Annotated in this window: 15 protein-coding genes and 1 tRNA gene; 9 read left to right on the forward strand and 7 right to left on the reverse strand. The window is 56.6% G+C overall.

Annotated features, from left to right (window positions below; genetic code table 11):
* The first annotated feature begins 93 nt into the window (after nucleotides 1–93).
* From J0X19_RS09320 to J0X19_RS09340, 5 genes are all read left to right on the forward strand, one after another.
* Nucleotides 94–4137: a PAS domain S-box protein gene (locus tag J0X19_RS09320; protein WP_206984064.1), complete on the forward strand. Its 4044-nt coding sequence runs from the start codon at nucleotides 94–96 to the stop codon at nucleotides 4135–4137.
* A gap of 72 nt (nucleotides 4138–4209) precedes the next feature.
* Nucleotides 4210–4587 (forward strand): response regulator, encoded by a 378-nt coding sequence (locus tag J0X19_RS09325; RefSeq protein WP_022824573.1) that lies wholly within the window; start codon nucleotides 4210–4212, stop codon nucleotides 4585–4587.
* Between the two features lie 111 nt (nucleotides 4588–4698).
* Nucleotides 4699–5472, forward strand: a complete 774-nt coding sequence (locus tag J0X19_RS09330; RefSeq protein WP_206984065.1) for an MBL fold metallo-hydrolase — start codon at nucleotides 4699–4701, stop codon at nucleotides 5470–5472.
* The gene (locus tag J0X19_RS09335) at nucleotides 5472–5978 is read left to right on the forward strand and encodes a hypothetical protein (RefSeq protein WP_206984066.1); all 507 of its coding nucleotides are present in this window, start codon (nucleotides 5472–5474) and stop codon (nucleotides 5976–5978) included. The genes J0X19_RS09330 and J0X19_RS09335 overlap by 1 nt, the downstream gene beginning before the upstream one ends.
* Nucleotides 5979–6001: 23 nt before the next feature.
* Complete coding sequence (locus tag J0X19_RS09340; protein WP_206984067.1) at nucleotides 6002–7591, forward strand: NFACT RNA binding domain-containing protein; 1590 nt, start codon at nucleotides 6002–6004, stop codon at nucleotides 7589–7591.
* Between the two features lie 85 nt (nucleotides 7592–7676).
* Here J0X19_RS09340 and J0X19_RS09345 read toward each other — a convergent pair.
* Nucleotides 7677–7758 (reverse strand) — tRNA-Leu (locus tag J0X19_RS09345).
* A 271-nt stretch (nucleotides 7759–8029) separates the two neighbouring features.
* On the opposite strand from J0X19_RS09345, the gene J0X19_RS09350 reads away from it, so the two are divergent.
* A complete protein-coding gene (locus J0X19_RS09350) occupies nucleotides 8030–8506 on the forward strand; it encodes a low affinity iron permease family protein (RefSeq protein WP_206984068.1) in 477 nt (158 codons plus the stop codon).
* A gap of 80 nt (nucleotides 8507–8586) precedes the next feature.
* On the opposite strand, the gene J0X19_RS09355 is transcribed toward J0X19_RS09350, so the two are convergent.
* Complete coding sequence (locus tag J0X19_RS09355) at nucleotides 8587–9276, reverse strand: Dps family protein (RefSeq protein WP_206984069.1); 690 nt, start codon at nucleotides 9274–9276, stop codon at nucleotides 8587–8589.
* Between the two features lie 128 nt (nucleotides 9277–9404).
* Between J0X19_RS09355 and J0X19_RS09360 the strand changes: the two genes are divergently transcribed.
* The 3 genes from J0X19_RS09360 (at nucleotide 9405) to J0X19_RS09370 (ending at nucleotide 12206) form a co-directional block, all read left to right on the forward strand.
* A complete protein-coding gene (locus tag J0X19_RS09360; protein ID WP_206984070.1) occupies nucleotides 9405–10106 on the forward strand; it encodes a VIT1/CCC1 transporter family protein in 702 nt (233 codons plus the stop codon).
* Between the two features lie 81 nt (nucleotides 10107–10187).
* Nucleotides 10188–10718, forward strand: a complete 531-nt coding sequence (locus J0X19_RS09365; protein ID WP_206984071.1) for an MOSC domain-containing protein — start codon at nucleotides 10188–10190, stop codon at nucleotides 10716–10718.
* 153 nt (nucleotides 10719–10871) lie between these two features.
* Complete coding sequence (locus J0X19_RS09370) at nucleotides 10872–12206, forward strand: T9SS type A sorting domain-containing protein (RefSeq protein WP_206984072.1); 1335 nt, start codon at nucleotides 10872–10874, stop codon at nucleotides 12204–12206.
* 56 nt (nucleotides 12207–12262) lie between these two features.
* Here the strand turns inward: J0X19_RS09370 and J0X19_RS09375 are convergent, their stop codons facing one another.
* The 5 genes from J0X19_RS09375 to J0X19_RS09395 all read right to left on the reverse strand — a co-directional run bounded on the left by J0X19_RS09375 (nucleotide 12263) and on the right by J0X19_RS09395 (nucleotide 19978).
* Complete coding sequence (locus J0X19_RS09375) at nucleotides 12263–13060, reverse strand: DUF2490 domain-containing protein (protein ID WP_206984073.1); 798 nt, start codon at nucleotides 13058–13060, stop codon at nucleotides 12263–12265.
* 293 nt (nucleotides 13061–13353) lie between these two features.
* A complete protein-coding gene (locus J0X19_RS09380; protein WP_206984074.1) occupies nucleotides 13354–14757 on the reverse strand; it encodes an RtcB family protein in 1404 nt (467 codons plus the stop codon).
* Between the two features lie 1192 nt (nucleotides 14758–15949).
* Nucleotides 15950–16795, reverse strand: coding sequence for a TIGR02452 family protein (locus J0X19_RS09385; RefSeq protein ID WP_206984075.1), 846 nt, complete (start codon nucleotides 16793–16795; stop codon nucleotides 15950–15952).
* A gap of 186 nt (nucleotides 16796–16981) precedes the next feature.
* Nucleotides 16982–18508: a TROVE domain-containing protein gene (locus J0X19_RS09390; protein ID WP_206984076.1), complete on the reverse strand. Its 1527-nt coding sequence runs from the start codon at nucleotides 18506–18508 to the stop codon at nucleotides 16982–16984.
* Nucleotides 18509–18664: 156 nt separating this feature from the next.
* The gene (locus J0X19_RS09395; protein WP_206984077.1) at nucleotides 18665–19978 is read right to left on the reverse strand and encodes a PcfJ domain-containing protein; all 1314 of its coding nucleotides are present in this window, start codon (nucleotides 19976–19978) and stop codon (nucleotides 18665–18667) included.
* Nucleotides 19979–20759 lie beyond the last annotated feature (781 nt).

Below are 20759 nucleotides of genomic sequence, written 5' to 3' on the forward strand. Positions count from 1 at the left end.
AGCGGCAGTTTGGGATATTTTCGTCAAATTTAGGGGTTAAACCCGACCCCGGTGGGGGTTCTGGTTTGCTCCTGTTTCAGCCCCCTGTTTCTGATGCCTCATTCTGCTGCCTCGCCGTCCACTGCTGCCGTGGCCCCGCCGACAGATTTTTACCGTGCCCTGTTTGAAGACGCCTACGATGCCCAGCTGCTGTATAACGAGCAGGGCCTTCTAGTTGACTGCAACAAGGCCATCCTGAATCTGCTCGGCGTAAGCCGCCCCGATTTGCAGACCAACGGCCTGATGGCCTTGACTATATCCTCCTCTTCCGGTGGTGAGTGGCGCAGTGATGCTGCCTTGCGTGAGGCTATTCGGCACACGGCCCGCACCGGCACCGATGCCTCGCAGCCCTGGCAGGCGCGCCGGCCCAATCAGCGCCCGCTCAGCGCCCAGCTTATCCTGCGCCGCCTGACGTTCCCGAACGGCTTGGTGCGAGTGCAGCTGATTCTGCGCGAAGCTATTCCTGCCACTCAGGACCAACCGCTGGATGTAAAACAGCTGGTCCTTGACCGCACCCAGGAGCAAGTTCGCGACTTGCTTTCCCGGACCACGCTCAGCTATGTGCTCATTGATCGGCTCGGGAACATTGTTGACGTCAACGATTTTTTCCTGGAATTTACGGGGTATAACCGCGAAGAAATTATCGGCCGGCCGTACCACGCCACGTTCTCACCGCCTGCCGAGCGCGACGTAAGGATGCAATCTTATTTGACGTGCATCCAGGAGGAACGGCTTCAGGAGTTCTACGAACGGTCGTTGCTTACCAAAAACGGGCAGGCCCGCATGGTGTACTGGCACGCCGAGTTTTCGCGGGATGCCACTGGGGCCGTTACCGGCATTTTTGTAGTAGGCCGCGACTTCACCGAGCGGCACGTAGCCGCGCGCGCCCTCACCGACAACCGCAACCGCCTCCAAGATTTCCTCGACAATGCTCACGACCTTATTCAGAACCTGAGCATCGACAACCGGCTGTTGTTTGTCAATAAAGCCTGGAAAGAAAAACTCGGGTACGAAGACGAGGATTTGCCCAACCTCACCCTCTCCGACGTGGTGCATCCCTATTACAAGGCCAAGCTGCTTTATCAGCTGCGCAACCTGTATAAGGGTGAGAAAGTGAACAAACTGGAAACCGTATTTCTTACCAAAACGGGCAAACCGGTTCACCTCATCGGCTCTATTTCCTGCTCCTGGCAAGACAACGAGCCGGTCAGCACCCGCGCCATTCTGCACGACATTACGGACCGTATCAAGGCCGAGCGGTTGCAGAAGGTGTACTACAGCATTGCCAACCTGGCTATCAGCTCCAAAGACTTGCACTCGCTCTACGGCGCTATTCACCGGGAGCTGAGCAAGATTATTGAAACCAACAACTTCTACATTGCCCTCTGCGACGAAGCTCGCACGCAGTTGCAATTCGCGTACTACGTTGATCAGAATACGCCCGGTGAGGTAGCCGCCGCGTCGCGGCCGTTTTCGTCGGGCATGTCGGAGTACATCATCCGGACTGGCCGGCCGCAGTATTTGTTGCGGCACGAGTTGGAAGAGCTTATTACCAGCGGCACTATTACCGCCTACGGCCTAATGCCGGAGGTGATGCTCTGCTCGCCGCTGAGCATTGGCGAGCGGATTATTGGGGTGATTGCCGTGCAGGACTACCACAAGGCCGACGCATACGCGCCTACCGATCTGGAGATTCTGCACTTCATTTCCAACCAAGTGGCGCTGGCCATTGAGCGCAAGCGCAACGAAGTACAGATTCAGAAGCAGAACGCGCGCCTGAACGCCATCTTCGAAAGCGGTTCACACTTGATGTGGTCTGTGGATACGCATTCGCGCCTGACTTCCTTCAACCGCAATTACGCGGCCTACTTCCTGCGCCGCAACGGCGTGTATCCGGCCCCTAACGTGAATTTGTTCCAGGCCGACCTGGCCATGATGGAAGAGGATGCCCGCGAGTTGTTTGTAGAGAACTACCGCAAGGCGTTTCAGGGCCACGCACAGCGCTTCGAGGTGCGCCTGCGCGACGCCCGCAGTGCCGACTCGTGGCGTGAAATCTTTCTCAACCCTATCTATCTCGACGACGGTTCGTTTGAGGAAATTTCGGGCATTGCCCACGACATCACCGACAAGAAACGCTCCCAGTTGGAGCTGGCTGCACAGGAAGAGAAGTTCCGGGCCATTTTCGAGTCGTTCCAGGATGTGTACTACCGTACCGACGATCAAGGCATCCTGACGCTGGTTAGCCCCTCGGTGCTGGACGTGCTGGGTTACGAGCCGGATGAGGTAATTGGCACTCCTATTTCCAAGTACTACATCCACTCCGATGAGCGCGACAATCTGCTGCGCGTGATTCAGACGGAGGGCGACGCCCGCAACTTCCCGATTGAAATGCGCCACAAAAAGGGGCATATCGTGAGTATGCTGGTGAATGCTCGACTAGTAACGGGTGGAATAACCGGCACCGAAGGCATTGCGCGCGACATTACTAGTCTCAACCAGATGCAGATTGACCTGCGTCGGGCCAAGGACGAGGCCGAGACGGCGCTGGAAGCCAAAACGCTGTTCCTGGCCAACATGAGCCACGAGTTGCGGACGCCAATGAACGGCATCATTGGCATGATTGATCTGCTGCACCAAACCGTGAACAGCGAGGAGCAGGAAGAGTACGTAGATACGCTACGCAAGTCCAGTGACGCGCTGCTGGCGATTCTCAACGATATTCTCGACCTCTCCAAGATTCAGGCCGGCAAGCTTCAGCTCAACGAAGAGGGCATGGACCTGCACTACACGCTGGAGAAAATTCACTCGCTCTTCGCCAACCGGGCCCAGCAGAAGCGCCTTACCTTCACTTACCACATTGCGCCCAACACGCCGCGCTTCATTGTCACGGACGAAACCCGGCTGCTCCAGATTCTGAGCAACCTCACGTCCAACGCCATCAAGTTCACGTCGCAGGGTACGGTCAGCATCATCGTCTCGACGGACCGGCGCGAGGGCGACGAGTACCGGTTGCGCATTGCGGTGCAGGACTCGGGCATTGGTATTTCCATGGAAAATGCCAAGCTGCTGTTCACCAACTTCACCCAGCTCGATACCACGCCCACCAAGGCGTTTGGCGGCACGGGCCTGGGCTTGGCCATCAGCAAGCAGCTGGCCGAGCTGCTGGGCGGTGAAATTGGGGTGCTTTCCAACGAAGGCGACGGTAGCACATTCTGGTTCACTATCCGTTGTGCTACTGCGCACAATGAAACCGAAATTGTGCAGGAGCGGCTGGCCTCGCGCGAGCGGGCTCCCGACATCAGCCGTTTCGATACTTCTCCGCGCGTGCTGCTCGTCGATGACAACCCCATCAACCTGAAGGTAGCCATCCGGCTGCTCGACAAGTTGGGTTGCGAAGTGGCTGTGGCCGACAACGGGTTCGAGGCCATCAGCAAGGCTACTGCGCCGGGTGCCGAGTTCGACCTGATCTTCATGGACATTCAGATGCCGGAAATGGATGGCGTGGCTGCTATGCAGGAAATCCGGCGCCGTATGGGGGGCGCGTGCCCGCCCGTAGTAGCCATGACGGCCTACTCTATGAAAGAAGATGCCGAGCGGTTTGTGCGCGAAGGCATGGACGACTACGTTTCGAAACCGGTGAAAAGCCAGGACCTGCACTCGGTGCTGCGGCGCTGGGTAGCAGCTGGCCCGGCCGTGAACCGCTCCACCTATACCACTGAAGCAGTGGAAGCCGAGCCTACTGCCACTCCCGAGGTACCCTTCATCGACCCCGAAGTAATAGAGCAGCTCCGGCAGTTGGGTGGGGCAGAGTTTGCGGCCCAACTCTATGAAGATTTCGAGGTGGAAGCCGGACAATTATTCATTGATGCCCAAACCTTAGTTGACAGCGGGCAGTACGAACAGATTTTACCACATTTGCACCAACTAAAAGGAACTGGCTTTACTTTAGGCCTGACTTTGCTGGCTGAATGTGCGAAAGAGCTTGAACATGACCTGAAAAAAGGAGACACCAGCAATACCGTGCGGGATTTCCAGAAACTGATTGATTACTTCACCCAGTTCAAAACCATATACCCCGGCTTAACGAGTGACAAATAAGTTGCCGGCCGACGGTACGCTTTCCAACCTAGCTTTTAACCAGACCCTCTAAAATCTTACTTTCTCTCTTCCATGAGCGACGCGAAAACAATACTGATTGCCGAAGACAGCTCCGTTATTCTGAATTTGACCAAGAAAATTCTAGAGCTCCAAAAATACCGCATCGTGTCAGCTAAGAACGGAGGTGAAGTTCTTAAGCAGGTGGAAAGCCAGCCTATTGATTGCGTATTGATGGACATCAACATTCCGGTAAAAGACGGCATGGAGTGCACGCGCGAAATTCGGGCTCATCAGGACGAGCGGATTTCCAAAATTCCAATTATTGCCATCACCGGCAACGCCAACAACTACTCAATGGAGCAGTTCCGCGAAGCCGGCGTAACCGACTACTTGCCCAAGCCTCTCGACTTCGACGCCCTGGTGCGCGTAGTGAAGCAGTATGTGGGATAGATTTTTAATTAATAATTAGGAATTAAGAATTAAGAATTGGGGTACCACCTTAATTCTTGCTTTTCTCAGGCAATTCTTAATTATTAATTCCTAATTATTAATTAAAACGAAGTGACAATTACCTTCTTAGGCACGGGCACGTCGCAGGGCGTGCCCGTGATTGGGTGCCACTGCGCCGTGTGCCGTTCCCTAGATTACCGCGACAAGCGGCTGCGGGTATCGGTGCACTTGGCAACGCAGGGCAAAAGTATTGTTATTGATTCGGGGCCGGATTTTCGGCAGCAGGTGCTGCGCGAAGGAATTGAGCAGTTGGATGCGTTGGTGTTCACGCACGAGCACAAAGACCATACGGCCGGCATGGACGACATCCGGGCCTACAATTTCAAGCAGCAGCAGGACATGCCGGTGTACGCGGAGCCGCGCGTGTTGGAGCAACTGAAGCGGGAGTACGCCTACATTTTTGCCGAGCACAAGTACCCCGGTGTTCCGCAGGTCCAAACCATTCCCATCCTCGACGATACCACCGTCTTCGACGTGCAGGGCGTACCGTTCCAACCAATTCGGGCGCTGCATTACAAGCTGCCGGTGCTGGGCTTTCGGGTAGGTGGCTTCACCTACGTAACGGATGCTAATTACCTGGGGCCGGAAGCCCTAGAACAGATGCGGGGCTCGGAAATCATTGTACTGAATGCTTTGCGCCATGAGCCGCACATTTCGCACTTCTCCTTGCAGGAAGCCATAGCCGTACTGGAAGATTTGGCGCCGCGCCGTGCCTACCTCACCCACATCAGCCATTTGCTGGGCCGCCACCGCGAGGTAGAAGCCACCCTGCCGGACTTTATCCGGCTGGCGTATGACGGGCTGCGGGTGGAAATTTCATCTTAATGCGCCTCTACCCTGATATCACAGAGCAGTTTTACTCGCCCTTTGCACCAACTGAGACTTTACAGCGCATAGAAGCAAATCTGGCACCTAGCTTCTCATGGCGCGACCTTTTTAAAAGTAGGTCGCCTGCACCGTTTCAAGGCGCAGTACATTTCGATTCCTTTGAAATACAGCGTGTAATTAGCTACCGTAATTCATGGTTGCCACAAATTAAAGGCAGGGTAAAACTCGCACAAGATGGGCAAGGCAGCATCGTTACAGTGCGGCACAAGTTGCATTTATTTGTATTAGTGTTCAGCAGTATCTGGCTGCTTGGAGTGGGTGTAGCTACAATCAGTGCACTTTGGAGTTGCTGGGCCACAGGTATTTTCACCTTCGCGAAACTGATTCCGATGCTTATGTTGAGTTTTGGTCTGACGCTATTCACTGTTCCTTTCTGGCTTGAAGTACGTCAATCGAGGCCTCTACTTATAAGGATTTTGGAGCTTAAGGAAACAGGTATATAGCCTAGTTTTCAAAGCATTTCTTCATGCACAACAATTACTACTTCCTGCGCCAGTTGGCGCCAGCACTTACCCAACAACTAGCTGGCTATAAAGTAGTGACGTGCTTTTCGCAGGAGAAAGACGAGTTGGTGGTTGGGCTGACCAACGGTATGGCGAATTTCTGGCTACGGGCGCAGTTGTCGGCTACGTTTACAGCGCTGGCCCTGCCCGAAACCTTCCATCGGGCCCGCACCAACTCCGTGGATTTGCTGCCGGACTTATTGGGGCAAGAAATGGCAGCAGTAAGCGCCCTGCCCAACGACCGGGTGCTGCAACTGCGCTTCCAAAGCGGGGCCACCCTGCTGTTGAAGCTGTATGGCCCCCGCCCCAACGCCATTTTCCGGCTTTCTGATGCTGCCCCTGCTGAGCTGTTTCATCAGCGCTACACCGCTGATGCCAACATTCAGCCCTGGACTTCTCACGCTCATTCCCGCCCGGAAAGGGAGACGGAACCGGAAAATGAGATTCCAACTAATCCCCTCAAGCGCTACCCCGCCCTTTCCGACTTGCCCGCTCGCTACCTGCGGGCCCACGGCTACGACCCGGCTCCGCTAGACAAAAAGGAGCAGCTGGTACGCGAGGTGCTACACCGCCTGGAAAACCCTACCGAATTTTATCTGACCGTAGTGGATGGGCGTATGCGCCTAAGTTTGCTGCCGATAGGTGATGTGGAGCGCACCCTCCCCCCCGACCCTGTTGCAGCGTTGCGTACGTTCGTCCCGCTAACCCTAGGCCGCCGTGCCCACGAAAACGAGTTGCGGCAGGTTCGGCAGGGGCTTGAGCGCCGGGCCGAGGAATCTACTACCAGTGCCAGCATGGCCCGTACTCGGCTGCACGCCTTGGAACACACGGCCGGCTACCGCCAAACCGCCGACCTCATCATGGCGCATCTCAGCCAAATTCCGGCTGGGGCCGCCAGCGTGGAAGTAATGGATTTCTACCAAGACAACCAACTGCGCACCATCAAGCTCAAGCCTACCGAAACGCCCCAGCGCACCGCCCAAAACCTGTACCGCAAGGCCAAAAACCAACAAATTGAAACGCGCCAGCTGGCCGAACGAATTGAGCGGCGCGAAACCGAAGCCATGTGGTGCTTAGAGCGCCTGGAGGAACTAGATACCCTACCAGCCGACTTGAAAGTACTCCGTGCCTGGCGCAAGCAACACCAGTTGGAGCCCGAAACCAAAGCCAAAGCTGCCCAGGAATTGCCGTTTAAGGTATTTGAGGACAGCGGCTTCACAATCCTGGTGGGCCGCAACGCCCAGAACAACGACCTGCTCACGCAACGCTACGCCCACAAAGACGATTTGTGGCTACATGCCAAAGACGTAAGTGGTTCGCACGTGGTTATCCGGCACCGGGCGGGTCAGCCAACACCCGAACCCGTGATAGAACGGGCGGCTCAGTTGGCAGCCTGGTACTCCCGTCGCCAAAACGACTCGCTGTGTCCGGTTACCGTGACGCCCAAAAAGTTTGTGCGCAAGCCCAAAGGTGCCCTACCCGGCCAGGTGCTGGTAGAGCGCGAGAAGGTAGTATTGGTAGTGCCTGCCAATCCCTTCGAGCGGGTTGCCTAACAGGTTTCAGGAAGCATCTAGCCAAGTGGAATAACAGCAAAGAGCCCGATTCCGGTGTACCGAAATCGGGCTCTTTGGATTGGAGTGCGCGCGGGGAGATTCGAACTCCCACACCCGAAGGCACCACCCCCTCAAGATGGCGTGTCTACCAGTTTCACCACGTGCGCAGAGACGGCAAGCACTCCTGACTGTATATAAAAAGCCGAAGCCTTTTCGCTTTACTGAGGCGGTAAAGCGAGGGCAAAAGTAGGGACTTCCACCGGGTGGTGCAAGTATGAAACAGTATTTTTTGCGTCGTCAGGCTGCTTATTAGCCCGTTGGTAGCGTTATACACTCAGGTTCAGGCAAAACCGCCTCACGCAAATTTCACAATCAGGACCGTACTTCATAACCTATAGGCTACAATGGCGTCCTTAAACTCGGTCTTTCCCCTTTTCCATGCCCGTTCCCCTTCCTACCGATTCGGCTCGTTCCAATCTATTTGCTCGCTTTGCAGAGCGGGTTACTGCTTGGTCAGGCTCGACGTTGGTCTTTTGTATGGCGCTGGGCACTGTGCTTACTTGGGCCCTCACCGGACCCATGTTTCACTACTCGGAAACCTGGCAATTGGTCATCAATACTGGCACAACCATCGTTACGTTTCTGATGGTTTTCCTGATTCAGCGCGCTCAGAACAAGGATTCGTTGGTGCTCCACCTAAAGCTCAACGAGCTACTGGCGGCCCATAAAGGAGCCAGCAACCGCCTTATTAATGCCCAGGATTTTTCAGAAAACGAGATTCACCTCTTGCATCGTTACTTTGACGTGTTAGCTGAAATGGCCCGCAAAGACCACGACCTAGGCCGCACGCACAGCGTGGAGGAAGCCGAGGATAACCACGTTGCGAAAAAGCAGGCCCATCATAAGCCACGGTAGGTATTCAGAAATCAGGCAACAAAAAAACAGCCTGACTTTCCAAGAAAGCCAGGCTGCTTATTACGGGTTTGCGCGCTATGCTACTCGGCGCGAACCAATGGCGAATCGACTACGTGCTCCGACACGAACCATACTTGCAGTTCGTTGGTGCGCATTACGTCGCTTACTACCACGTCGTTGGTGCCATCGTCGCCAGACTCATCGGCTTGCTTGGCGTAGTCGTGGCAGTTTTTGAGGATGATTTGGTGGGCTTCCAGTAGGCGAGACACTTGTACGGGAGCTTCTTCCCGGTCGCGGGGAGGGCGCGGAATGCTAGTCAGCTCGGCCACGTCGTGGGCCATAGCTACGGCCACACCACCCAAAATCTGAATACGCTCAGCAATAGTGTCTACTAGGCCGCTTTGCTCTTCGTAGTGCTTGTCGTAAAGCAAATGCAACTGGTAGAAAGTTGGCCCTACCACCTGCCAGTGGTGCTTCTTATACAGGTCACGCAACGTGATGGTGTCGGCGAGCAGCTGGTTGAGGTTGTTTACGCTTTGCTGACGGGCTTTAGTGTCGAGGCCGATGGGCAGGCGCTGCGACACAGTTCCATATTTTTGGAGTGGGGCGGGCGCATCAAATTGCTGATTCAGTACGGGCTGCACGCTGGGAGTGGCATGCCCATTTGATGAGGCCTGACCGTTTGACGAAGCTGCCTTTTTGCTGGCAGCAGATGGTTTTGGAGTTGCTACTGGAGCAGCAGAATCTTTTTTGGCGGGAGCTTTAGCCATGGTATTGGAAGAGAAAAAAAAGATAGTCGGAGGAATGTGGTGCTGGATGGTTGTTTGCAACCGGCCAGCCTATTGCATGTACGCACAAAAAGGCTACGGGTTAATATAGAAGCGCTATTTCCTTCCGCATGGCACACACGCATCCACACCCCGAGAACCACCTGACTAGCTCTGCTATGCTACAGGATATTGTGATTGGCCTTTCCGATGGCCTAACGGTGCCGTTTGCGTTGGCGGCGGGCCTAAGTGGCGCCGTCTCCTCGTCGAATCTGGTGATTACGGCGGGGCTGGCTGAAATTGTGGCAGGCTCTATAGCCATGGGGCTGGGCGGCTACCTAGCGGGCCGCACCGAAGTAGAGCATTACGACGCGGAGCTGGCCCGCGAATACCGGGAGGTGCAGGAAGTACCACACATAGAGCGGGCCGAGGTGGATGAGTTGCTGGCAGAAATTGGCCTTTCGGCCGCTACCCGCAAGCTAGCCGTAGCGGAGCTCACTGCCGACCCCGACCAGTGGGTGCGCTTCATGATGAAGTACGAACTGGGGCTAGAGCAGCCCGATCCGAAGCAGGCCCCTAAAAGTGCGGCCACTATTAGCATTGCTTACGCCTTGGGTGGGTTAATTCCGCTTAGTGCCTACTTTCTCACTGCCACGCCCACGCAGGGCCTCCTATGGTCGGCGGTTATCACGCTGGTGTGTTTGCTGCTATTTGGCTACCTGAAAAGCCGCCTGACGGGGCAACCGCCCCTGTGGGGTGCCTTGAAAATGGCTGGTACCGGTGCATTAGCTGCCGCGGCGGCTTTCTGGGTGGCTAAGCTTATTGCATCCTAAACACCAAACTGAGTATACCTCGGCTAAGGCGGCTTTTGCTTCCTGTTCTTCGTAACTCCTACCAACCTAACCATCAACCTGATGCCTTTCCCCTTCTTCGGCGACGACAAATCGACGGTTGCCAAGCTCCTAAGCACTCTCCCCCAAATTGGCCGCCTGGAATGGATTGGCTTACGGCCCGCCCGCCGCGAGGCAATGCTAGCCGTACCCGAAGCCACTGTGGAAACCGACCGGCATCTGCAAGGCGACCATGCCCGCCCCAAAACCGGCGGCAAGCGCCAGATAACCCTGATTCAGCACGAGCACTTAGCAGCCGTAGCGGGCTACTTGGGTTTGGATGCCCCCGTCGACCCAGGCCGCCTGCGCCGCAACCTAGTGGTGAGCGGCCTGAATTTGCTAGCCCTTAAGAACCGGCAGGTCCGCATCGGCGACGACGTGCTGCTGGAAATTACCGGTGAGTGCCACCCTTGCTCCCGCATGGAAGAGGAACTAGGGCCCGGCGGCTACAACGCCATGCGCGGCCACGGTGGCCTCACGGCCCGCATCCTGCAAGGCGGCACCATCCGCATCGGCGACGCCGTGGTAGTGAGTGGCGAACTGACGACAAAGTGAGCGGCTGTGTCCGTTATCTTATGTGGATATGACATCAGTAAAGCAGCCCCGCTTCATAGTGGAGTTCTATCCTATTATACATGTCTATTGTAAAATATACTAGTAACTCATTTTATTATATACCTTGCTTAAACACTTATAAATCACGCTACAATGAAACATTATCTATTCTTATTCGCGCTTGTCTGCTTTGCGTTTGGTGTTAATGTACCCCCTATATACGGCCAGTCGCCTTGGGTAGCCCCTCAGAATGGACCTAACTTTGTTTGGGGAGGAAATTACTTTAACACAATAATTTCAAGTCCACAGCCTAATATGCTTGCTGGTAGAGTTTATTTCTTTGCGTCACGAGCAGGCTCGAATTGCAATGCATTTGTAACTACCGACAATGGCATAACATGGCAACAACAGGTTATTGCAAGCACCGTCAGAGTGCTGCCAGGATTTAGTGAGGTAGGCACCTATGCAGTTGATATGTTCATGTTGGATGGCCAGCATATGTGGTTGCTGTCTCGGGATGCTGCTACTAACGCACAAAGCCTTTTACGCACTACCACAGGCCTTGCTGGTTTGGTTGCGCTGCCCAACCCGCCACCTGCCTCATTCAGTCATATTCACTTTTTCAACCCAAACGTAGGGCTTGCCCTGGCAAATGCGCCTTTGAGAATTTTCAGGACAGTTGATGGAGGAAGCACTTGGAACCTACTACCTAATGTAACGCTCACAGGCTCTCTTGCATTATACCCTTTCACTACCTTTCAAGGTGCGTCGAACACGGTTTGGATATTCACTGATAATGCCATGTTACGCACCACTGATGCCGGCTTAACATGGACCACCGCCACTATTCCCAATGGTTTTCAAACCGTGGCATTTGAGAATACGCTACAGGGGCTTGGCTATACGGACGCGAGTGTTCGGGAATTATTCCGCACCACCGACGGTGGCCTAACTTGGACCCGCGTACCCAACGGTAGTCAACCTACATCGACTTCTATCACAGCCATGCCAAACCAGCCTGGCACCTACCTGAGAGTTGGTTATACTGGCATTTTCGCCCTCACACGAGATGGTGGTAACACCTGGCAGACCATGTCTACAGATGGCAGCAATTTTTATATGGTAGCAGCCAGTAGCCCCTCCCATATCTGGGCTGGCAGTTATGAATGGGGTTCTTCGTCCCGTCCCGGCCCACCATTGCTGCGTTACGTCGGCACTGCATTAGCCACAAAAAAATCGGCCACTCCGGCACTATCCATCCTCGTTTACCCTAATCCGAGCACCGGTTTGGTGCAATTAGCCGGCCCCCTAACCGGAAAAGAAACAGCACGCGTATACGACGTCGCTGGCCAGCTCTGCCAGCAAGGATTTGTTTCGGATGCACAGCGCACGCTGGATTTGTCGGCGCAAGCTCCAGGGCTATACTTGCTGAAGCTGACAGCTCCCGACGGCACAATAAGAACTCAGCGCCTCAGTAAGCTTCCTTAAGCTCTTTGCTTTTGGTTTGTAACCTGCTGATTTGATGCGTTTGCAACGATAGTCATTTAGTCCTGCTGCGACGGGAGTTTCTCAACGGCTGGCAGCGTGGTGGACGGCCGGATGATGCGGTAGGTGAAAGCCATGACGATGTTATTTTTGGCAGCGGTGTTTTGCAGAATAAACTGCCCCTGCCGGGCCGTATAATTGTAGTTGGCTTGGTTCACGTAGCCGAGCTGCACCGCCACGTGTGAGCTTATCTGGCACCCAACACCCCCGTACACGCGGTTACGCTCAAATACCGGGCCTTTGGGGTTCAGGAATATTTCGTCGTAGGCGGCCAGAAAGACGGTGCCGGCGGTAATGGTTTTTTTGTTGAGGGGCAGAAAGGCGTTGAGACGGTAGCGGAACCGTTGCCGAAAGCCGGTGCTGTCGTCGCGGAAGTTGAACCAGCGCTGCTCGATGCGGTAGCGGTGCTCCAGCTTCAGCCGCTTCGAGTACTGCGTCAGGGTGAGTTGTTCCCAGAGGCGTCTTTCGGTGTTGAGCGGCGGGGCATCCAGGTTGCGGTAGTCGGAGGTGGAGTAGCGGCCGCCGGCTATGGTCACCGTGAAGTTCGGGTCGATGTCGTAGCTGCCACCCGCCTTCAATTCGTTGTAGAAATACTGCTTAAACAGGCCGTTGGTACGCGCCTGCACCTCCGCAAAACCGCCAAACTTGTGGGTGGCGTTGCCGGGCAGCTGCACCGTGCCAATAAACCAGGTTCCCCAGGGCTGCACGGGGTTGGCTGGCGTCTGGGCTAGGGCCGGGCAACAGGTGGCAGTCAGCAGGGCCGTGGCAGCGCCTACAGCAGGGTAAAGTAGTTTCATGTGGTGCGCAGGCAGATGAATGAGGGCGGACAAACGAGTGGCTTGCTTTTCAGCTCCGGCCCGGCAGGTATCACCACCTAAAAGCGCAGTCCTTTGCAGCGAATGCCATGTGTTTGTGGCCGTAAATATACCAGCGAAAATACCCGCGCTGCCACGGCCGGCCAGCTACCAGTGGCAACTAACCGAAAAAGCCCGTTCCGACATGGTCGGAACGGGCTTTTATAATGGTGCGTAGCGTGCGGCTTGCTGGTGTAGCAGCCGGTTGAATTACTCACCACTCAGCCGAAAAGGCGTTACGCGCCGCCTTCCATGCGCACGATGCGCGGCGTGAACGAGCCCAGTACATCTACCAAGTCGGTTTGGCTGGCCATAACGGCCCGGATGTCTTTGTAGGCTTGCGGAGCTTCATCGAGGCCGCCGCCAATCAGCTCAACGGCGTGCTGCTTGAGGTAGCGCTTCACCTCGGCTTCGCCCAGTTCCTGCTTGGCCCGCGTCCGGGACATAGCCCGGCCCGCCCCGTGCGAAGCCGACGCCAACGAGGCCGCGTTGCCCCGGCCGCGCACGATGAAGCCGGGGGCCGTCATCGAGCCGGGGATGATGCCGAGCACTCCTTCGCCGGCCGGCGTAGCGCCCTTGCGGTGCACGATTACCTCACGGCCATCAGCCAGGCGCTCTTTCCAGGCGAAGTTGTGGTGGTTTTCCACTTTGGCTAAGGGCCGCTCGCCGAGGGCTTTGGCCAGGCGCTGATGAATCTGGTGGTGGCAGGCCGAAGCGTAGTCACCGGCCAGGTTCATAGCCGCCCAGTACTCCTGGCCCGCTTCGCTGTCCAGCGACAACCAGGCCAGGTGCTGGGCTTCCGAAGGCAGCTGGCACACGTCTTTGGCGAGCTTGGTGTAATGGTTGGCCACGCTGGCCCCCAGGCCTCGGGAGCCGGAGTGCGACAGAAGCCCCAGGTACTCCCCCACCGGCACGCCTAGCTCGTTGGCGGGGTCGGTGATGTTCACAATCCCCCACTCCACAAAGTGGTTACCGCCGCCCGAGGTGCCGATTTGTTCAGCTGCCGTGGCTTGCTTGTTGCGCAGGAACCCGATGTCCGTAAACTCGGCACGGTCGAGTACGGCATGGTCGAGCTTCTGGCCGCGTTGGAAGCCTTGCTTGTTGCCGAAGCGGGTGTTGTCGAGGAGGAGCTTGCGCAGTTCCTGTACCCGCTGCTCCAGGTGCTTGGGCGGCAGGGTAAACACAGATAGCGCCATGCGGCAGCCAATGTCCCCCCCCACGGCGTAGGGAATTACGGCGTTATCGGTGGCCAGCACGCCCCCGATGGGCAGGCCGTAGCCGTGGTGGGCGTCGGGCATGAGGGCGCCGGCCACGGTTACGGGCAGCTTCATGGCCGTTTCCATCTGGTGGATGGCCCCGTGCTCGATGTATTCGGCCCCGAAGACGGCGTATTCTTTGCGCTCGGCAAGGGCAATATGGCGGCTGGGCGGGGGCAGCAATGCGGCGGCCGTGTGGCTCCAGTCGAGGTCGGTGAGGAAGTTGTTGGGAGTGGTCAGGAGGCGCTGCAACAGCGCCAGCTGGTCGGTTTGCGAGAGTTTTTTGAGGTGCTTGCGCTGCAATTGCGCCAGCGCCAGTCCAATGGCCCGGCCTTCCGGAAAGCCAAGCTGCCGAAGGTCGTTGCCGCGTAATAAATTGCCCATATAGAGGTTTCTTTTTTTGTTGTTCAATTTTCGATTGGGCTTTGCGTTCCAATCATTCTGTTTTCTTCTAAGCTCCGGAGCAACAGACAGCCCGCGCAACGGGCCCATGGGGCCGACGTGACAGATCGGAGTAGCGCGCACCTACGGCATCCGAAGCAAGGAAGAAGGATTTGGGGAGGGTGAAAAACGGTTAGCCGCTTTGGTTTTCAGACGAAGTAAGGCTACCCTACGACACCTCCCGTTCTTCCATATTATTGACAGGGCAACAGGCCGCAAAGCCTTCTGTATATGTGCTCTAACCCCTGAGCTACTGCCTTTTGGCAGGTGGGATTCGAACCCACGACCCCATAGCCCCAAGCGAAGTAAGGCTTTGCTACGGCACCTGTCAGATACTGTTAATAGCGGGGCAAAACCCAGCAGGCGGCTTTGTTTGATTGGTGCTTTCAGCCACTCAGCCACTCGTTGCAAGCAAAGAGGCAGGATTCGAACCTGCGGAGCCCGGTTGGGCTCGACAATTGAAGGAACGCCTACCTACGGCACCCGCTACGGTGACACGGTTTTCAGTGACTTTCAAACGGGGCAACAGGGCGCCAGCCACCATATCCTGCTCTACCAGCTGAGCTACAGCTGCCTTGGGGCAGCCGGTGGGACTCGAACCCACGACCTGGGCATTAAAGATGCGAAGTAAGGCTGGCTTACGGCACCCGTTTGAAAGTCAACGAGAAAAGCCTGCTGGGGCGACGGGCAATGAATACTTTGCTCTACCAGTGAGCTACAGGCCCATTAGAATTGAAAGTGTGGGCCTGATAAGAATCGAACTTATTACCGAAGTACGTCTCATTTACGGCACCCAGCAGGGTGGTTTCGCAGCTGGGTCCACCAACTTCGGGGCAACAGGCGGCTGGCGTATGTTTCAACCCAATGCCGTAGCAGGGGCGCAGGATTCGAACCCGAGGTACTCTATTTGGAATACAGCACCTAAACTAACCACGAAGTAACGCCCGCCTACGACACCCGAAGTGGTGGCTCAGCTGTTTGGAACGGCGAGCCGAAGCCTGTTGCCTCGGCTGGCTGCCGTTCCGGCGGGCGGCTGCCAATGTGGTCAGTCGCCAACCCAATTATAATAACGCAAGAATTTACATGATTATTGAGTGTTTTGTGAAATAAATGTTTTTATTGACTTCTGTTGAGGTTACAAGGCTATTCGTGGCGCCGCTGTTAATGCCTTTTCAAATGCGCTGAGCGTTTTATGAGGCGGCTTTGGGTCGAATATGGCGAAATCGATTCGCCGGAAACGGCCGCGGCTACCAGGTTCTGCTAGTGCCTCGGCAAACAGGTTGGCTATCTGCTGCGGGTCGTTTTGGAATACGCCGCAGCCCCAGGCCCCCAGTACCAGCACGTCGCACTTGTGGGTGGCCGCTATAGCCAGCACTTGCCGGATGCGCCGCTGCATGGTGGGTACCAGTTCGGGCAGCAGCTCGGGGTTGTTCCGATTCAGGGCTCCGGCATTAACGGCTGGCGAGGTGACGAAATCTACCAGCACTGGCTGAGGCAGCCAATTGCCAGCATCGTCGCGGAAAACGGGCACGCCCGGCGAATAGATGGCATAGTCGCTGTAGAGGCCGGTGCGGGCAGTGCGCGTGTTGTGGCTGTACATTTCCTGAAACTGCACCAAGCACGGATACAGCCCCGAGGAACGCGCCAGGCTTTCTTCCTGCGCCTGACTGCCACTCAAAAACCCACCCCCTGGGTTGCGGGCCGAAGCAAAGTTCAGGCAGCCTACTCGCTCAAACTCCGCGGCAAGCTTGGTTACGGCTTCCAATGTAGTAGCCTGGTACACCCGGATTTCGGCGGGTGGGCCGGCGGGCGTTTCAGGTACCTGAAGCAGTTGCGGCACGTCGGCGGGCCGGTACAGCACACTGCCTTGTTCGGCCGCTTGTTGCAGGGCGGTTAGCGCTTGGTGGGCGCCGGCCGAGTTGCTGTAGCTGCCTTGCTGCAGCGCAGCCAGCGTTTCGCGGGCTATCTGTTGGCGGTTCATGACAGAGGAAGTGAAATTTCGGGCAGTAACCCGGGAGTGGCGGCAGCTTGTACTGGGTCGGATGCCACTCCCGGGGCCGCATGAGGTTAAGTAGTAGGTGATAAGTAGTTGGATAAAGGACAAACAACCTATTCTTATAAAATCAGACAGTTCACATCCTATTCCCAACTACTTACTACTGAGTGCTTAAAAGGTGATGGACTCGATTTCCGTGAGGGCGGAGCCGCCGTTGTCGAGGGCTTCCAGCACGCTGAAAATCTTGTCGGACCAACCGGCAATCAGGGCCACACCGTCTGCGGCGCGTACGTCGAGCGGGGCGGTGCCGTGGCCGGCGAGGTCGAAGAGGTACAGGCGGGCCTGGGGCGCCACCGTGCGGCGGTACTCCGCCCACTCGCGGGCCACGGTGGTGCCGTTGAGGTGGGTGTTCCAGAGCTGGCAGTCGGTGAAAATCATCACCTTATCCACCACTTCCCGGCGCCGCCGCAAATCCTCGATAACGAGGTAGCCGTTGGTGCTGTAGCCCACTTCCCCTTCGCGGCGGTAGAACTCGTCTACGTTGCCGAGTACGGGGCCGCGGGGCAAGCTGATACGCTTCCAAATGTTGCCAAACATACCAGCCGTGACGTGCTGGCAGCGGCTTTGCAGCAACATCCCCAGCACCAAACCCACGTCGTAGAGCTGCACTTTGCTGCGCGCCGATACCGGCTGCTGCATCGAGCCCGACACGTCGCAGGCCACTACCACGCGGGTTTCGGGGCCGAAGCCGCGCAGGTTGGCGGCACTGTGCGCAATGGCATCTTCCAAAGCTGCCAGCACCGCCGACACGTGGCCGTTCTGCAAGGCTTTCACCTCACGGTAAGCGGCCAGGTAGCGGAACGGCAACTGCTTGCTGCGCGCCACCGCCGTACGGTCGGCCAACGTAGCGCACACCTCCACCACGGCCTCCGCCGATACCCCGGCTTCGAGGATGTTGCGCAGGTTGCGCAGCAAGGCCATGTAGCCAACCTTGCCGCTGGCAATCAGCGTTTCCCACTTCTCCCGGAAAGCCGCCGCGCGCTCCGCTGGTGTAGCATAGGCAGTTTGTCCGAGCGCCGACAACTCGGTTTCCCAGGTGTAAGGCGTGGGCAAGGTACCGGCCGCTAATTGGTCGAAGAGCACTTGCTGGGACTCGTTGCGGGGCGTGGGGTGCACCAGGAACAAAGCGTCGCGCAGACGCACGGCCCCGGCCCGGTCGTACTTGGCCAGCTGGTAGCCGTCGAAACGGTTGAAGCTGATGGCCAGGCCTTTTTGGAGCTGCTTGGAGAGGCGGTTGAGGGTTTTCACCCCGGTCCGCTGGTTCACCTGGGCGTAGCAGGCCAGCAGCTCCGTAATTTCGTCGGGCCGCTGCACAATGCGGGCCACCAGGCGGCTCACCAGGTTGTCGCCGCGGTGCAGGCGGGCCAGCTCCACGGCCAGTACCAGGGGCACCGAGCGCAAGTGCATCTGCTCCCGTGCGTACACGGCTAGCTGGGCCACAAACGTGGGGTCGTTGCGGGCCACCAATTCGCGCAGGCGAGTCAGGCGGGTGTCGGCTTGCTCGTAGAACTGGTCGCTGAGGGAGGCCGTAGCCACGGCGGCGTACAGCTCCAACGGAGGCGTGAGCGTGAAGGCAGCGGCGCCTTCGTGGTTCACGGTGTCGGGCTGGGTTTTGCGGAAAGTAAAGTTGAAGCGCATGATATGAATTGCTGTATTGTTGAATTGTTGGTTGTTAGCGCAGAAGCTACAGGACACGTGTTCTGCGACGAGTAAAGTGTGTTTCTACTCTACGCGTTGGCGCATACGGTACAGTGCCTACTACTCGCTCCGCTCGTCGCGGAATGGACTTCCGCGCTACGCTTCACACCAGCCAAGCAAGTGCTTGGGAATCAGCAGGCAGTTATCGGCGGCCCAGCGCTGTATCCAGGCGCTTTCCTCGTCGTTGGGGCGGCGGTTGAACAGCCCGCGGGCCTGTACGATGGTGCGGTTGGCCTGCACTTCCAGCGTCACGGTGCGGGTATCATTGAGGGTTAGCGAAAAGATGGCGCTACGCCCCCGCCGGCAGGAGTCGAGGTAAGAAGCCACGCAGTGCCGCAGGGTGCGGCCCTCATCGAGCAGGTCGCCGTAGGTGCGCAATTGGGTGATGCGCACCGAGCACTTGCCGCCGCCAGAAAAGTCTGGTATCGGCATTGGCTCCCAAGTGGAACCGAGCGTCAGGCTGGCTTCCGGCGTCCGATGCGAAGCTTGGGTTAGCTGGCGGTGCCACTGCGCCGTTTGCGTCAGTACACCATTCATCGAGCGGCCCTTCAGCGAGAAGCCCGGCTGGGCCGGTTCGCCATTCACGCCCACCGTGCGCTTCTGGTGAATCCAGTCGCACACGGGCCCAAGCTGGTAGGGGTCAACCATGGGGGCGGCGGCAAAGAAGTCCACCACCCGCAGCCAGAACTCGTCGTCGCGCCCCAGATACCGGCTCAGGCGAGAGTCGAGCACCGGGCCTAGCCAGGCTAGCTGGTCGCGGGCGGCGAGCTGGGCATAGCGCAATGCGTACAGAAACGGATAGCCAGCCGGAGCTAGGCGCAGGTGGTGCTCCACCTTGCGGCTAAGCGGCCCTGGCAGCCCCCGAAAGGTGCGCAGTGCCCCACCCCGCCCCAAATGCACGGTTAGTTCGGCAATGTTGAGGCCATCGTGCAGGCGACCAGCCGTCCAGGAGTTGATTACCCAGGCCGGTACGTCGCCATACTGGTCGAAAAGGTGGCGCACCAGGCTTTCCAGCTGCCGGAAGGGATTGCGGCTGCGGGGTTGCCAGTCGGCTAGCTCCCGGCAACGCTGGGGCAGCCACCGGGCCACCACCGCCAAGGCCGAAGCCACTTCAGGGCGCCAGAGTAGCTCGGTGCGCTTGGTGGCCAAGCTACGCAACAGCCTGGCGCACTGGTTGCGGTGCGCCGCTTGCTGCTCATGGATGCAGTGCTCGTAAAACTGCGCCAGCGCCGAATTCTCGCCTAACTGGGCTTGGATGACGGGCAGCGGACCGTAGAGCGAAAACAGATAATCTACTTGGCGAGAAAGCGGCCAGCGGCGCCAGTCGAGGCGCTTGGCCGCGGAAAGTACTATGCGCGCTTGCTGGGCTTGCCAGACGGCGTGGGGTAAGGGTTTGAGGCGGTTGGACATCGGAGTGGTTTCCCTTCACGAGGGCGGTTACCGATTGAAAAATCAGACTGAGAACTGGGCCCGCAAGCAGGCACACTGAGTGAAATCCGGAAGCTTTCGTACATAGCAGAAGTTGCAAAGAGTAGCGAGTGAAAAATCATATTTTTTTACGACTAGTAATTATTATTTTTAATTATTTGGCATCGAAAACACATACCTCTTCCACGTCGCGTGAAATTAATTTTCAGCGAATAAATAATATGAAAAAGCCCGACTTCTGAGAGAAGCCGGGCTTTTTCACGAATCAGTCACGTAGTATTTATCTACGCGGATTGTTCGATAAAAAATCCCGGCCATACCAATCCCATTCGCGGCTACTGCGCCGTTTGCTGAGTGGTTGATATAGGAAGCTATCTGCTGGCAGATGCATGACCGAAGGATATAAGAGGCTTAAAAACAAACCACCCGAACCTTCTGGGTTCGGGTGGCGGAAGTGTCAGAGGAAATCTGCTACTACTTAGCTACACCGAACCAGGCATGAACCCGCTGGCTCTATACCGTCTTGCTTGCTGATGTAATTGAAGTGGCGTAGCATGGTTTGTTGTGTTTGGTGTGACAAATATGGAAGGAGTTTTTCTATCCACCAAAATACATTCAAAAATATTTTAATTATTTTTTATTTAGAATTAATCAAGCTCTGAAAATCCAGCCAAATAAATAATACCCTTAGAAAAATATTGTATTCCACAGCCTACCAATTTGTAGTGTATTCACAAATAGTAAACGTGTTCTGCGCTGGACA

The organism is Hymenobacter telluris (genome assembly GCF_017313265.1).
Lineage (GTDB): Bacteria > Bacteroidota > Bacteroidia > Cytophagales > Hymenobacteraceae > Hymenobacter > Hymenobacter telluris.

Coding starts and splice junctions, on each gene's coding strand:
- J0X19_RS09385 (WP_206984075.1), bottom strand. CDS start 16,795: ATGAACCGCCAACAGATAGCCCGCGAAACGCTGGCTGCGCTGCAGCAA.
- J0X19_RS09350 (WP_206984068.1), top strand. CDS start 8,030: ATGCCCGTTCCCCTTCCTACCGATTCGGCTCGTTCCAATCTATTTGCT.
- J0X19_RS09320 (WP_206984064.1), top strand. CDS start 94: ATGCCTCATTCTGCTGCCTCGCCGTCCACTGCTGCCGTGGCCCCGCCG.
- J0X19_RS09395 (WP_206984077.1), bottom strand. CDS start 19,978: ATGTCCAACCGCCTCAAACCCTTACCCCACGCCGTCTGGCAAGCCCAG.
- J0X19_RS09360 (WP_206984070.1), top strand. CDS start 9,405: ATGGCACACACGCATCCACACCCCGAGAACCACCTGACTAGCTCTGCT.
- J0X19_RS09390 (WP_206984076.1), bottom strand. CDS start 18,508: ATGCGCTTCAACTTTACTTTCCGCAAAACCCAGCCCGACACCGTGAAC.
- J0X19_RS09335 (WP_206984066.1), top strand. CDS start 5,472: ATGCGCCTCTACCCTGATATCACAGAGCAGTTTTACTCGCCCTTTGCA.
- J0X19_RS09355 (WP_206984069.1), bottom strand. CDS start 9,276: ATGGCTAAAGCTCCCGCCAAAAAAGATTCTGCTGCTCCAGTAGCAACT.
- J0X19_RS09325 (WP_022824573.1), top strand. CDS start 4,210: ATGAGCGACGCGAAAACAATACTGATTGCCGAAGACAGCTCCGTTATT.
- J0X19_RS09365 (WP_206984071.1), top strand. CDS start 10,188: ATGCCTTTCCCCTTCTTCGGCGACGACAAATCGACGGTTGCCAAGCTC.
- J0X19_RS09340 (WP_206984067.1), top strand. CDS start 6,002: ATGCACAACAATTACTACTTCCTGCGCCAGTTGGCGCCAGCACTTACC.
- J0X19_RS09380 (WP_206984074.1), bottom strand. CDS start 14,757: ATGGGCAATTTATTACGCGGCAACGACCTTCGGCAGCTTGGCTTTCCG.
- J0X19_RS09370 (WP_206984072.1), top strand. CDS start 10,872: ATGAAACATTATCTATTCTTATTCGCGCTTGTCTGCTTTGCGTTTGGT.
- J0X19_RS09375 (WP_206984073.1), bottom strand. CDS start 13,060: ATGAAACTACTTTACCCTGCTGTAGGCGCTGCCACGGCCCTGCTGACT.